The organism is Lentzea sp. DG1S-22 (assembly GCF_036321065.1).
In the GTDB taxonomy this organism is placed as follows: Bacteria; Actinomycetota; Actinomycetes; order Mycobacteriales; family Pseudonocardiaceae; genus Lentzea; species Lentzea jiangxiensis.
In genome coordinates this window covers 6,715,829-6,728,654 of sequence record NZ_CP143276.1, presented here as the reverse complement: position 1 = coordinate 6,728,654, position 12,826 = coordinate 6,715,829, and the positions used below count along the sequence as shown (strand labels likewise).

At 69.3% G+C, this 12,826-nt stretch carries 13 protein-coding genes and 5 tRNA genes; 12 read left to right on the top strand and 6 right to left on the bottom strand.

The features are described 5' to 3' along the window. Positions 1-18 precede the first annotated feature (18 nt). Both V1227_RS31835 and V1227_RS31830 read left to right on the top strand, forming a co-directional pair. Positions 19-366 carry a hypothetical protein gene (locus V1227_RS31835; protein ID WP_329788958.1) on the top strand — a complete coding sequence of 116 codons (348 nt, stop codon included), beginning with the start codon at positions 19-21 and terminating at the stop codon, positions 364-366. A 95-nt stretch (positions 367-461) separates the two neighbouring features. Then, the gene (locus V1227_RS31830; protein WP_329788957.1) at positions 462-653 is read left to right on the top strand and encodes a DUF1918 domain-containing protein; all 192 of its coding nucleotides are present in this window, start codon (positions 462-464) and stop codon (positions 651-653) included. Here the strand turns inward: V1227_RS31830 and V1227_RS31825 are convergent. Both V1227_RS31825 and V1227_RS31820 read right to left on the bottom strand, forming a co-directional pair. Then, on the bottom strand, positions 650-1,465 hold the full coding sequence (locus V1227_RS31825; RefSeq protein WP_329788956.1) for an inositol monophosphatase family protein: 816 nt from the start codon (positions 1,463-1,465) through the stop codon (positions 650-652). The two genes, V1227_RS31830 and V1227_RS31825, sit on opposite strands and share 4 nt — an antisense overlap. A gap of 23 nt (positions 1,466-1,488) precedes the next feature. Continuing rightward, positions 1,489-2,469, bottom strand: a complete 981-nt coding sequence (locus V1227_RS31820; RefSeq protein ID WP_329788955.1) for a malate dehydrogenase — start codon at positions 2,467-2,469, stop codon at positions 1,489-1,491. Between the two features lie 92 nt (positions 2,470-2,561). Between V1227_RS31820 and V1227_RS31815 the strand changes: the two genes are divergently transcribed. Further along, positions 2,562-3,161, top strand: a complete 600-nt coding sequence (locus V1227_RS31815) for a pentapeptide repeat-containing protein (RefSeq protein WP_442916394.1) — start codon at positions 2,562-2,564, stop codon at positions 3,159-3,161. Between the two features lie 83 nt (positions 3,162-3,244). Here the strand turns inward: V1227_RS31815 and V1227_RS31810 are convergent, their stop codons facing one another. Then, positions 3,245-5,962, bottom strand: coding sequence for a TNT domain-containing protein (locus V1227_RS31810; RefSeq protein WP_329788954.1), 2,718 nt, complete (start codon positions 5,960-5,962; stop codon positions 3,245-3,247). Between the two features lie 138 nt (positions 5,963-6,100). On the opposite strand from V1227_RS31810, the gene V1227_RS31805 reads away from it, so the two are divergent. Genes V1227_RS31805 through V1227_RS31795 form a run of 3 tightly spaced genes read left to right on the top strand, consistent with a single transcriptional unit; the run spans position 6,101 to position 8,173 of the window. Continuing rightward, positions 6,101-7,021, top strand: a complete 921-nt coding sequence (locus V1227_RS31805; protein WP_329788953.1) for a DMT family transporter — start codon at positions 6,101-6,103, stop codon at positions 7,019-7,021. Next, positions 7,018-7,866: a bifunctional methylenetetrahydrofolate dehydrogenase/methenyltetrahydrofolate cyclohydrolase gene (locus V1227_RS31800; protein WP_329788952.1), complete on the top strand. Its 849-nt coding sequence runs from the start codon at positions 7,018-7,020 to the stop codon at positions 7,864-7,866. Before V1227_RS31805 ends, V1227_RS31800 begins: the two co-directional genes overlap by 4 nt. Positions 7,867-7,879: 13 nt before the next feature. Next, positions 7,880-8,173 (top strand): DUF3017 domain-containing protein, encoded by a 294-nt coding sequence (locus V1227_RS31795; protein ID WP_329794157.1) that lies wholly within the window; start codon positions 7,880-7,882, stop codon positions 8,171-8,173. Here V1227_RS31795 and V1227_RS31790 read toward each other — a convergent pair. Then, complete coding sequence (locus tag V1227_RS31790; protein ID WP_329788951.1) at positions 8,163-8,732, bottom strand: TetR/AcrR family transcriptional regulator; 570 nt, start codon at positions 8,730-8,732, stop codon at positions 8,163-8,165. The two genes, V1227_RS31795 and V1227_RS31790, sit on opposite strands and share 11 nt — an antisense overlap. A 74-nt stretch (positions 8,733-8,806) precedes the next feature. Here V1227_RS31790 and V1227_RS31785 point away from each other — a divergent pair, with 74 nt between their 5' ends. From V1227_RS31785 to V1227_RS31760, 6 genes are all read left to right on the top strand, one after another. Then, positions 8,807-9,370 carry a dihydrofolate reductase family protein gene (locus tag V1227_RS31785; RefSeq protein ID WP_329788950.1) on the top strand — a complete coding sequence of 188 codons (564 nt, stop codon included), beginning with the start codon at positions 8,807-8,809 and terminating at the stop codon, positions 9,368-9,370. A gap of 264 nt (positions 9,371-9,634) precedes the next feature. Beyond that, positions 9,635-9,706, top strand: a tRNA-Arg gene (locus tag V1227_RS31780). A 105-nt stretch (positions 9,707-9,811) separates the two neighbouring features. Then, positions 9,812-9,883: transfer RNA gene (locus V1227_RS31775), tRNA-Phe, on the top strand. A 10-nt stretch (positions 9,884-9,893) separates the two neighbouring features. Then, positions 9,894-9,981: transfer RNA gene (locus V1227_RS31770), tRNA-Ser, on the top strand. Positions 9,982-9,989: 8 nt separating this feature from the next. Then, positions 9,990-10,078: transfer RNA gene (locus V1227_RS31765), tRNA-Ser, on the top strand. Between the two features lie 19 nt (positions 10,079-10,097). Next, positions 10,098-10,172: transfer RNA gene (locus V1227_RS31760), tRNA-Asn, on the top strand. 48 nt (positions 10,173-10,220) lie between these two features. On the opposite strand, the gene V1227_RS31755 is transcribed toward V1227_RS31760, so the two are convergent. Together V1227_RS31755 and V1227_RS31750 are read right to left on the bottom strand one after the other, a co-directional pair. Further along, the gene (locus V1227_RS31755; RefSeq protein WP_329788949.1) at positions 10,221-11,561 is read right to left on the bottom strand and encodes a DUF4407 domain-containing protein; all 1,341 of its coding nucleotides are present in this window, start codon (positions 11,559-11,561) and stop codon (positions 10,221-10,223) included. Continuing rightward, positions 11,551-12,798 carry a hypothetical protein gene (locus V1227_RS31750; protein WP_329788948.1) on the bottom strand — a complete coding sequence of 416 codons (1,248 nt, stop codon included), beginning with the start codon at positions 12,796-12,798 and terminating at the stop codon, positions 11,551-11,553. The genes V1227_RS31755 and V1227_RS31750 overlap by 11 nt, the downstream gene beginning before the upstream one ends. Between the last annotated feature and the right edge of the window lie 28 nt (positions 12,799-12,826).

The following is a 12,826-nucleotide window of genomic DNA, read 5'->3' as shown; positions in this document are numbered from 1 at the left end:
CGGGCAGAAGGAGAGCGAATGCGCCTAGTTGGAACGCTGGCAGCAGCCGTCATCGCGTTGGGCAGCCTGACGGCCTGCGACACGCTCCAGGGCGTCAGCGAGACCGCGGACAAGGTGAAGCTGTGCGCCGACGCGGTCCAGCTGGTGGGGTTCTCGCCGGACCTGAGCGACCCGCAGAAGGCGCTGGAGGACACCCAGGCCAAGGCGAAGGAGCTCGAGACCCTCGCGAACTCCGCACCGGACGAGCAGGTGAAGAAGGCTCTCCAGGAAGCGGCCAACGGCATGCAGAACGTCAACTCCGCGGCGGACTGGGTGCAGAAGAAGGCCGACCTCGTCGCGAAGGTCTCCGCGGCCTGCGGCGGATGAGCACTTGAGCCCTGTTGCGCGTCTCCGGTGTCGGCCTAGGCTTTAACGCATCCAGCGCCATGCCTCACGCCGCACACCGGAGGTGTTGCAGCACCATGCAAGCAACAGTGGGTGACAGGCTCCACGTCCACAGCCGTTCCATCGGCCTCGAGGAGCGCCTCGGCGAGATCCTCGAAGTGCGCGGGAACGACGGACATCCGCCGTACCTCGTCCGCTTCAACGACGGGCACGAGGGCCTGGTCTTCCCCGGCCCCGACTGCATCGTCGAGCCGAAAGGGTCGGTCTAACCCCCGAGCACGGTCGCGATCAGCTCCTCGGCCAGCTGAGGAGTCGCTGCCGCCACGCCTGACCACCGGTGGGTCAGGTCGGGTTCGAACGTGAACGGCCGCCCGCGCAGGTCGACCAGCACCCCGCCCGCCGCGGGCACGGTGACCAGCGCCGTCGCGAGGTCCATGATCCGGTGCGTGTCGCTGCCCGGATCGATGAAGGCGTCCACGGTGCCTTCCGCGACGAGCATGGTCTCCAGGCAGGTCGTGCACAGCACCCGGATGCGGTCGGCGCGGTTCGCGACGCGCAGCCACGCGTCCTGGGTGCCCGTCTTGGGGCGCATCAGGCACACCGACGCGCCGTCGAGCGACGTGCGCCCGGTGGTGCGGAACGACGTCGGCACTCCTGCGCGCGCATGCCACGCACGGCCCGTGTCGAACCACGTCGTGAGGGCTTCTTTTGCCGTGCCGTCTTCCACGAGCGCACCGGCGAAGCACGAGAGAGGGACGCCGAACGCGGCGTTCGCGGACCCGTCGACCGGATCGATCACGAGGGTGATCGAGGAGCCGTTGTCGACGAAGCCGGCTTCCTCGGACAGGAGGTTCACGCGACTGCGGTGGATGGACTCCAGGACCGCGTCCTCGACGATGCGGTCCACGCGCATCGTCGGTGTTCCGTCGGCGCCGTCCGCGACTTCCTCGCGGAGTTGGAGGCGCGTGTGCAGGGATCGGGCACGCCCGTACGCCGCCGACGCCGCACGGGCGGCGTCAGCGAGCGCGGGGTGCACGTCGTCGGAGAGCTGTGGCTGGGGAACGTCCCAAGGAATCAGCACGTTCCCACCCTGCCACGTGGAACTCAGATCAGGCCGAGAGCCTTCACCGCGTCGCGCTCCTCGACCAGCTCGGCGACCGAGGCGTCGATGCGGGCGCGGGAGAACTCGTCGATCTCCAGGCCCTGGATGATCTCGTAGGAACCACCCGAGGTGCGCACGGGGAACGACGAGATGATGCCCTCGGGCACGCCGTACGAGCCGTCCGACGGGACGGCCATCGAGGTCCACTCGGTGCCGTTGACCCAGTCGTAGATGTGGTCGATGGCGGCGTTCGCGGCCGAAGCGGCCGACGAGGCGCCACGGGCCTCGATGATCGCCGCACCGCGCTTGGCGACGGTCGGGATGAAGTCGTTCTCGAGCCACGCCTGGTCGTTCACGGCCTCGGCGGCGGTCTTGCCGCCCACCTCGGCGTGGAACAGGTCCGGGTACTGGGTGGCCGAGTGGTTGCCCCAGATCGTCATCTTCTGGATGTCCGTGACCGCGACGCCCAGCTTCTTGGCGAGCTGCGACAGGGCGCGGTTGTGGTCCAGGCGGGTCATCGCGGTGAAGCGCTCGCGCGGGACGTCCGGCGCGTGCTGCTGGGCGATGAGGGCGTTGGTGTTGGCCGGGTTGCCGACCACGAGCACCTTCACGTCGTCCGCGGCACCGGCGTTGATCGCCTCGCCCTGCGGCTTGAAGATGCCGCCGTTGGCCTCGAGCAGGTCGCCGCGCTCCATGCCCTTGGTGCGGGGGCGGGCGCCGACGAGCAGGGCCACGTTCACGCCGTCGAACGCGGTCTTCGCGTCGTCGGTGATCGTGATGCCCTCGAGCAGCGGGAAGGCGCAGTCGTCGAGCTCCATCGCGGTGCCCTCGGCGGCCTTCAGCGCCGGGGTGATCTCCAGCAGCCGCAGGTTGACCGGGGTGTCCGGGCCGAGCAGGTGACCGGAGGCGATGCGGAAGAGCAGTGCGTAGCCGATCTGGCCGGCTGCACCGGTGACAGTGACGTTCACGGGCGTGCGGGTCATGAGCCTTCCCGAATGACGGTCCTCGTTGACGTCGGGCAGGTCGCCCGGCGTCCCGCACGTTACCAACACGTGGACTCTGCCAGAGTGTGAGAGTGGACAACCTGCTCGAAGAGGTCGGGGAGGACTACTCCGACGCCAACCTGCACGGACAGCACTGGGAGAAGCGCTCTTTCACCGACTGCGACTTCACCGAAGCCGATCTCCGCGAACTCGTCACGACGGGGTGCACGTTCACCCGGTGCGACTTCACCCGGACGGACCTCGGCGAGTCGGAGCACCAGGCGACGGCCTTCCGGCAATGCACCTTCGACCGCACGGTGCTCACCCGTTCGACGTTCAGCTCGTGCAGCCTCATGGGCTCGACCTTCGTCGACTGCGTGCTGCGCCCCATCACCTTCACGGAGGTCGACTTCACGCTGGCGTCGTTCGTGAAGGCACCGCTGTACGACATGAAGCTGGGCGGCCAGCGGTTCCGCGAGACGAACCTCAGCGAGGCGGACCTGCGCAACACCGACCTGGGCAGGGCGGACCTGATGGGCGCCCGGCTGCTCGACGCGAAGCTCGAGGGCGCCGACCTGCGCGGGGCGCTGGTGGACGCGAACGGGCTGCGGCAGGCCAAGCTCGCCGGAGCCCTGATCGACGTCGACCAGGCGATCGCCTTCGCGGCCGCCTACGGACTGGTCGTGTCGTGACCCGCCGGTAGCAACAGGAACTCCCCATGCGCGTGTGGCCGGTGATCACGGGATCACCGGCCACAGCACTGCTCAGCGGAACCTCAGTTCTCGGGCGGTCCCGAGATCTCCACCAGCACGCCGTCCGCGATCATCTCCTCGATCGCCTTCGGCAGCAGGTAGGCCGTGCCGCCACCGGGCTGCTCGAACCACGGCACCGCGACACCCGTCAGCACCTCGAGCGGGCGGCGCAGCCGGTACACGCGGTACGGGCGGTTGATCCACGACGGCACGAGGCTGCGTTCCGGGAACGGCGTGCCCGCCACGTAGACCAGGTTGCCGCTCTGGTCGCCGTAGCGGTCGACCTCGGTGCCCGCCGGCAGCTCGAACATCTGCTTGTGGCGGAACAACGTCAGCGGCGGCTCGCCCGCGAGCGGCGAGATCGGGAACTTCCGCTTCGAAGCTTCCTCCTGCGCCATGGCGGCGACCGGCGAGGGGGCCGGGGGCTGCTGGGGCGGCGGGACCGGCTGCTGGGGCGGAGCGGGAAGCGGCGGGACCGGTTGCACCTGCGTCGGGGCCTGCTGCACCGGTGGCGGAGCGTGCTGCACCTGCACCTGCGTCGGCGCCGCCTGGGGCTGCGGGGGCAGCGGCGGGCGCTGCGGCGGGACGGGACGGCGCGGCTCCTCGCGGAAGCCGTTCGTCATCGGGCGCGGCGGCTGGGGTGCCCGCGGGACCGTGCGGAAGTTGCCCAGCACGAGCTTGCCGACCAGGTACGCCGAGGCGTCCTCGACCTTGTCGAACCGCACGGGGTTCTTCGGGCCGTGGTCGAACCAGCACACCTCCCAGCTGTCGCCGTCGAGGCGCAGCGTCCAGGTGCGGTCGGCCGGCTCGCCGATGCGGAACACGCCGTGCGGCACGTTGAGGTCGTCCAGCGCGCGGCGGGTGCCCGCCAGCTCGCGGTCCTCCTCCGGCGTGACCTGCCTCGGCGGCTTCACCGGCTCGGGCTCCGGCTCCGGTTCCGGCTCGGGTTCCGGTGCGGGCTCGTTGAACAGCGCCGCGTCGAACTGGGTCGTCTCCTCCGCGCGGGTGGGCGCGGGCACGGGGACCGGGAGTGGCGCGGGTTCGGGTTCCGGGTCGTCGGCCGGCTCGTCGTCGAAGTGGGCGTCGAGCTGGGACTCGAAGGGCTGCTGCTCGAACGTCGCGGGCTCGAACGTGCCCGGCTCGAACGCCGTGGTCGACTCCACCTCGTTCTCGGCGAGGTCCGGCTCCTCCTCGGAGACCGGTTCGACCGGGACGACCGGGTGTTGCTCGGTCACCTCGGCGGGGCTCTCCAGCGGTTCGTCGAGGACCGGGCTCCACGCCATCGTGTCCTGCATGGCGTCGCGCGGGCGTTCCTCGGTCTGCGCGTCGAGGTGGTCCGTGAGCTCCTCGTCGCGCTGGTGCGTGAGGAGCTCCGGCTCGCGGTGGTGCGTCAGGAGCTCGGGCTCGTCCTCGTCGCGGTGGTGCGTGAGCAGCTCGGGCTCGTCCGGCCCGGCCGTGGGGATCTCGCGTTCCTCGGGGACGTCCACGTCTTCGTGCTCGTCCTCGGGCGCGATTTCGTTCGGCTCCTCCACGACGATCTCCTGCGCCTCGGCCTCCTCCGCCTCGCGCGCGTGCGGGGCGAAGAGGTCCATGCCCGCGCCGTACGTGTCGCGCAGGGTCCGGTCGTCGATCGTGTCGGGGATGCCGTCGGAGTCGAAGACCACCCGGTAGGGCGGGCCGTCCCCGGTCATCGGCGGCACCGCGACCGGGATCGGGGTGCCGAGGTCGTCGCGCGCCGGCTCGGGCTCCGGCTGCTCCGGGGTGACCGCGGCGGACGGCGGTTCGGGGTACATCGGCTCGAAGTCGTACTCCTCCTCCGGCGCGTCCCCGCCTGCGAACTCCGGAGCCGCGACGAACTGCGTCTCGTCCGCCGAGGGGGCGGGCTCGGGCTCCGGTTCCGGCTCGGGCGGCGACGGCACGACGGTGCCGGGAGGGGCGGCGGGAGCGCCGAGGTTCGCCGCGGCGGCGAGCCTCGACTCCTCGGAGACCTCGGGCAGGGCGAAGCCCGCGGCCCGCGCGCGGTCGACCAGCTCGGGCTCGGGCGGCACGCCGTAGCGGCGCAGGTAGAACGCGACGCCGGCGGGCCAGATCCACACGCCGTCGGTCTGGAAGCCGGACGGCACGACCGGCGGCGAGTCCGGGTGCAGCACGTCGTTGTCGAAGCCGCGCCCGGCCACGGCGACCGGCGCGTTCGACAGGTACGCGAGCAGCGGCGCGACCTCGGGCTCGGCCACCGGCGGCCGGTTGACCGACGGACGGCCGTTCGGTCCGGCGCCGTCGAACACGCGGGCCGTGCGGAACACCGGCGTCGGCGGGTTCAGCCTGCGGCGCAGCCAGTCGGGGACGTTCTCCTCCGCGCGCGGGAAGAACCGCATCTCGTCGACGTACGCCTGCTGCGGAGGAGGCGTCTGCCAGCTCGGCTCGGCGCGGTCGAAGTCGAGGTTGTAGCTCGACGGGTGGTCGAGCTGGTAGCGGGCGTTGGTCCAGCTGCCCCTGCCCTCGCGGTGCATGCCGGCGCGCAGCCGCGCGAACAGCGAGGCGGCCTCCTGCGGCACCTGCCACGCGCGCTTGCTGCCGTCCTGGAGCTTGAGCTCGGCCTCCAGCTCGAAGTACCGGCCGGTGGCGCGGTACTGCGCGATCACGCTGCGCCAGTCCTCCGGCGCGGCCCGCATGAGAGTCAGGCCGATCTGCTTGACCAGAGCATCCTGCTCTGTAGGGTTCAACGGCTTCGGCTCGGACACGCCAACATCTTCCCCTGCACATCGCCGGATCGCACACGTCCCCCGCCGCTGCGCCGAACGGCGGAGGCCAGACCATAACGCGGTCGACGTGCAAGGTTAAAGCTGATCAAGAACACTCCCGCGGGGCATGGAGGGCTAGTGGCGCGGTCCGCGCAGGTGACCGGTGGTCTGCTGGCGACGGTGGGTGGCGTGGCCATCGCGGTCCAGGCACGGGTCAACGGCTCGCTCGCCCAGTCGCTCGGCAACGGGCTGCTGGCGGCGTTGATCTCCTTCGCCGGAGGGTGGTTCGTGCTGCTGGCGGTGGTCCTGTCGCGACAGTCCGGGCGGGACGGCCTCCTGCGGCTGCGCGACGCGCTGCGGCACCGGCGCATCCGGTGGTGGGAGTGCGTCGGTGGCGTCAGCGGTGCCGTGCTCGTGGGCTCCCAGGGACTCGCGGTCGCGACCGTCGGTGTGGCGGTGTTCACGGTCGCGGTCGTCATCGGGCAGGTCGTGAGCAGCATGGTCGTGGACAACCTCGGCATCGGTCCCGGTGGGTCGAAACCGGTCACGAGGACACGTGTCATCGGAGCCGCCGTCGGCGTTGTCGCCGTCACGGTGGCGGTGTCGCACCGGTTCACGTCGCCCGGCGGGTTGTGGCTCGCGGTGCTGCCGCTGGTCGCGGGGCTGCTGATGGGCTGGCAGCAGGCGGTGAACGGGCTGGTCCGCGAGGCCGCGGCGAACTCGGTGGCCACGATCCTGGTCAACTTCACCGTCGGCACGGCGGCGTTGGCGCTGGTGAACGCCGTCGCCTGGAACGGCGTGCCCGGCTCGTCCACCTCGCAGTGGTGGCTCTACCTCGGCGGGTTGCTGGGCATCGTCGGCGTGGGCGGCGCGATCACGTCCGTGCGGTTCATCGGCGTGCTGATGGTCGGGCTGTGCGGCGTGTGCGGACAGCTCATCGGGGCCGTGCTGCTCGACGCGGTGAGCGGGCACCTCGCGCTGACGACGGTGATCGGCGTGGTGCTGACGCTGGTGTCGGTGGGCGTCGCGGCGCTGCCCAATGGGAGGATGAGGACGTGACTGCGACGCTACTCAACGGCAACGAAACCCGGAACGCGCTGTTCGAGGACCTCAAGGCGCGGGTCGCCGCGCTGCCCGGCTCGGTCGGTCTGGCCACCGTTCTGGTCGGCGACGACCCCGGCTCGCACTCGTACGTCAAGGGCAAGCACCGCGCGTGCGAGAAGGTCGGCATCTCCTCGATCCGGCGCGACCTGCCCGAGTCGACGACGCAGGAGGAGCTCGAGGCCGTCATCGACGAGCTGAACGCGAACCCCGAGGTCACCGCGTACATCGTGCAGCTCCCGCTGCCCAGGCACCTCAACGCGAACGCGATCCTCGAGCGCATCGACCCGGCCAAGGACGGCGACGGCCTGCACCCGGTGAACCTCGGCAAGCTCGTGCTCGGCGAGGAGGCGGCGCTGCCCGCCACCCCGCGCGGCATCGTGGAGCTGCTGCGCCGCTACGACGTGCCGCTCGCGGGCGCGAACGTCACCGTCGTCGGCCGCGGCGTCACCGTCGGCCGCCCGATCGGCCTGCTGCTGACCCGCCGCAGCGAGAACGCCACCGTGACGCTGTGCCACACCGGCACCAAGGACCTCGCCGCCGAGGTGCGCCGCGCGGACATCGTGATCGCGGGCGCGGGCAGCCCCGGCCTGATCACCGCGGACATGGTGAAGCCGGGCGCGGCCGTGGTCGACGTCGGCATCACCCGCACCGAGGCCGGTCTGGTCGGCGACGTGGCCCCCGAGGTCCGCGAGGTCGCCGGCTGGCTCGCCCCGATCCCCGGCGGCGCCGGCCCGATGACCGTCGCGATGCTGCTGACCAACACCGTCGAAGCCGCCGAGCGCGCCCATGCGGCGGTCTGACGCCGAGGCGCTCATGCCGGAACAGCGCTGGCGCTCGGGCCCCGCGAAGCACCTGCCGTTCGCGCTGGTGCTCGGGGTCGGCGTGCTCGGGCTGGTGCGGATCTTCCAGTACCACTGGCGGCAGGGCGCGGTGCTGCTCGGCGTGTCGCTGCTGGTCGCGGCCGTGCTGCGGGTCCTCGTGACCGACGAGCAGGCGGGCCTGATCAAGATCCGGGGCCGCGGCATGGACGCGTTCCTGTACTCGACGCTGGGCGTCGTGGTGATCGCCGTCGCCCTGACGATCACCGGCGGCCCGCTCAGCCGATAGCGCGGGTGACCATGACCTCGACGAACTCGTCGAGGTCCACCGCCGCCGCCGCGTCGGGCAGCGTCAGCCGTTCGTAGATGAACCCCGTCATCGCGAAGTACATGATCATGACGGTCATCCGGTCGCCGGGCAGCTCCGACTCCTCGTTGAACTCGACGTTGAGCTCGAGGCCCTCGGCGACCGTCTTCGTGAGCGAGGCCTGCAGGTCGGGCCTCCTCGTGGCCTCCAGCCGCAGCTCCATCATGGCGAGGTAGCACGCCTTGTCAGCGTCGGCCCGCTTGATGATGTCGTGCATGAACTTCACGCTCAGCGCCTTGTCGCGCGGCCGGGCGAGCGACTCCGCCACGGACTCGTCGGACGGCATCAGCCTGATGTGCACGCGCATCATCACCGCCGCCATCAGCTCGTCGCGGTTCGCGAAGTAGTTCGACGCCGTGCCCGCCGGCACCCCCGCCTTCGCGTCGATCGCGCGGTAGGTCAGCCCCCGTGCCCCCTCCTCGGCCAGGACGTCGATCGCCGCGTCCAGCAGAGCAGTTCGCCGTGCCTCGTTCCGGACCACGTTTCCTCCTTGACAACCACTACATCCATAGTACTACGGTTGTCGTGGTTGAACGAGATCCAGGGGGTTCAGTTATGCGAAAGCTCGTCTACTACGTGGCCGTCACGCTCGACGGGTTCATCGCGGCCGAGGACGGGACCTACGACGGGTTCCTCTTCGAAGGCGACCACATGGCCGGCATCAACGCCCACTACCCGGAGACGGTGCCGACCCAGGCCCGTGAGCTGGTCGGCCTGCAGGACGCGGCGAACCAGCACTTCGACACGGTGCTGATGGGCCGCAACACCTACCAGGTCCCCGACGGCCTGGCCTCGCCGTACGCGCACCTGCGCCAGTTCGTCGTGACGACCCAGGACCTCGACGTCCCGTCCGACGTCGAACTGATCTCCTCGGACGTCACCGGTCGCGTGCGGGCGCTGAAGGAGGAGGACGGCCTCGACATCTGGCTGTGCGGCGGCGGCAAACTGGCCGCCGCGCTGCTGCCGGAGATCGACGTGTTGCTGCTCAAGTTCCACCCGGTGGTCTTCGGGCGCGGCATCCCGCTGTTCGACGGGAAGGCCGACATCACGAAGTTCCAGCGCACCGATGCGCGCCTGTTCAAGAGCGGAGTTTCGTTCATGACCTACGAACGCATTTAAAGAAAAGGATTGACGGGCGCCGAGCGTGCCCGCAATACTTGTGCCACACACCGAGCCGAAGGGGAACGTCATGAGCAGCCAGGAGATGCGAGGCGAGCGCTTCACCAGCGTCGTCGCGTGCCCGAGCTCCTCGCGGCGACCCAGCTTCTCACGCCTGTTTTCGCAGGTGAGCTCCTTGTAGTGGCATGAGCCGATGCCACACGGGGAGCCGCCCGTCGGGAAACCGACCAGGGCGGCTCTCTTTGTTTGCCGTGCATTCAATTCGCCCTTGTAGCTCAATGGAGAGAGTGCGGCGCTACGAACGCCGAGATTCAGGTTCGACTCCTGGCAGGGGTACTTCCGGGTGCGAGGGAGACGGGAACCCGCCTCATTCGGGTTGAGGAAATACCGCGTTCGACTCGCGGGCATCCGACTGGAAAAAGCGTCTCGCGGGACGCCCAAGGCTCTTTAGCTCAACAGGCAGAGCACCGGGGTGAAGATCCGGTGGTCAGGGTTCGACCCCCTGGGGAGCCACGCAGACGAAGGAGGGCCGGCCGAGTGGCAAGGCACCGGATTGCTGATCCGAGGTCCGGGCACCGCGCCCGGCGCGCGTTCGATCCGCGCGCCCTCCGCGTCCTGAGGAGGATTGGCCGAGCCCGGTAAGGCAGCTGTCTCGAAAACAGTGGTCAGCGCACGAGCGCTGCGCAGGTTCGAATCCTGCATCCTCCGCTCCACCCGTTCTGCCGTGTCCTCTGAGGTGCTGGTGGCAGCACGCCCGACTGTTACGCGGGAGGACCAGGTTCGAGTCCTGGCAGGGGAACCACACGAGAGATGAGGCTGGTGCGGACGTCCGCACCAGCCTCGTCTCCGCTCAGATCGGTTCGCCTCGCAGCCGCGCTGCCAAGCGTTCTATCTCTGCGTCGAGTTCACTTTCGCGTTGGGCCTTGGCCTGGCGGTCAGCGACGTCAAGCCGTTCCAGGCGCTCATGCCGTTCCCGCTGGATCCGCTCCAGCTTCACGTCCATGATCGCGGAGTCACGTCGCTCGAACAGGTTGACGTGGCTGCTGTGCAACTTCTTGTCCGCCTCGATCTGCCGGGCGATCAGCCGGTCGTAGGTCGTGGAGCCGTTCATCCACTTGGCCAGCACCGGCAGGCAGTCGAACAGGACCAGCAACAACCGCAGCGCCCAATGCCCGAGGTTGACGGGGACGCTGTCCTTCGAGAGCTCGCCCAGCGCCTCGAACTCCTCGAGGATGCCGGTCTTGGTCCGATTCGCCTTCCGCTCCTCGACCTTCTTGTCGATCGCGTCCTTGACCTCGGAACCGTAGGACGTCTCAGCGGTCTGCAGCTTGGTCTTGAGCCCCACGATCTGGGTGTCGAGCGCACCGAGATCGGCCTGCCGTTCGTCAAGGCGCGTGTCCCTGCGGTACTGGTCGGCGCTGTTGCGATTGCGCGTGCACTCGGGCCCCTCTCCGACATCACCCGTCGTCAGCGGGCCCGGGAGGCCCTTGCACTCGGCCTGCGCGATCGTCTCGAGCTCGTTCCAGCGCTTCAGGTATTCGTCGACCTCCTTCTTGAGGTCGTCACGCTTGGCCACGAGGGTGTCGTGCTCACCCCGCAGAGCGGCGAGGGAACTCGACAGGTTCAAGCGGTAGTCCGCGCATTCGGCGGTTTCCACCGCTGCCCCGTCCGACGGGTTGCACGCCTTCCACGTGCTGGCGTACCGCGCGATCTCGTCGGCGCGGCTGTCTTCCACCTGTTTCTCGATGGCCGGGCTGAAGACCCACACCACCAGGGGTTCGGCGATGGTGAGCCCGAGCAGCACGGAGATCACGAGGCGGGGTATGAAGACGACGAACCTGGCACCACTCGCACCGTGCATGCTCGCGATCAGCCAGCTGTCCAGGTTGATGATCATGATCGCCCAGAACGCGGCCACCGGTGCGACCGCGAGCACTCGCCACCACGCGTCACCGTCGAGCAACTGCGTCAGGACGACGAGGATGGACAACCCGCTCAGCGCGCCCGTGGTCAGCACGATCACGCCCATCTTCGTGTAGCGCGGACGTTCCTCCGGAGCCCAGTCGAGCACGTCTTCCTTGATTCCGATGACGGCGCGCAACCTGCGCCCGAAGCCGAGGTCCGGGAACGCCGGCCGGTACGGGCTGACCGGGATCTCCGTGAGGTCCGCGGGCAAGGTCTCAGTCGGCATTCTCTTCCCTCAACTCGTCGGCGACGCTTCGCTCGTCCTCGATCTCCTTCGGCCTGTCGCCTGCGACGACCTCCCGTTCCAAGGCGGGCGGGGTCATGTCGAGCACGTCGGCGAGGATCTTCTCCACGGGCAGGTTCTGGGTGTCGAGGAACCCGCGTGCCGCAAGGGTCTGCACGAGCTGGACGTTGGCATCGAACCGACGCCGCTCGTCCTCGCGGTCGGCTGTCTCGCGGCGCAACCGCTCGGCGCGCGTCGCTTCACGGTTGTACCTGTCCTCCTCGAGTTGGAGGCGCTGGAAATCGCGTTCACGGTCTTGCATCAGCAGCTCGTACTCGCGGTCGCGGGCCTGCCGGGTGTCCTGCAGAGCGCTTTCCCGGTCGGCTTCCGCGCGAAGCTCGTTCACCAGTTCCTTCTGGTCGAGCGATCCGGTCGCCAGCGCGTACAGCAACGCATTGCGGGTGTCGCCGTTGATGAGCTCGAGATCGCGTTCGAACTGGTCGCGTCCGAACTGCCTGCGCTGACCCTCCAGATCCAGTTCGTGCCGCTCATCAGCAGCCTTGATGCGGTAGCCGTGCAGGCGGTCGACGGTTTCCAGATCGTGCCGGTGGCGCTGGTCGTCCACCTGCACGGTCCGATCGTGGTCGCGCTGTTCGAGTTCGACTTCGTTCAGATGCCGCCGCCGGACCCCCTCCAGCTTCTGGCCGTCGCGTTCGGACTCGTACGCGAGCCGCGTGGTGTGGGCCTGCCGGTTGAGCGCCAACACGTGTTCGCGCTCCCTGTCCCGGACGGTCGCCTGGAACTCGATCAGCTCTTGCGGCGTCAGCACCTCGACGCCTGCCAGCCTGATGGTCATTCCCGGCACGATGATCGGTCGAATCTCGAAATACGCGCGCACCTGGGCGGAGACGTCCCGGACAACCATGTTGATGTCGGACATCTTCCGGGTCAACCCGAGTTCGAACAGCCGCTGGTGGCTCATCAGGTAGCTGTGCAGCACGGTCGCGGCGTCGACGCCGTCCCTCACCACCACGACAGGGTCGTTCACCGTGCAGGTGAAGGTGACGTGAACGGTGAAGACGCTCGCCTCACCGCTTTGGATGGTGACGGCGACCATCACCGGAGCTTCGCGGCTCATGTCCACGAGGCTCACGTGCGACGCCCTGATGATCTGGTCGTCTCGCAGGCCGAGCCTGCCGGAGTCGGGTACGTACTCCCCGTCGACGCGGAAGACGAGCATCTCGTGCGCCGCGGGCTTCGGCAGTTCG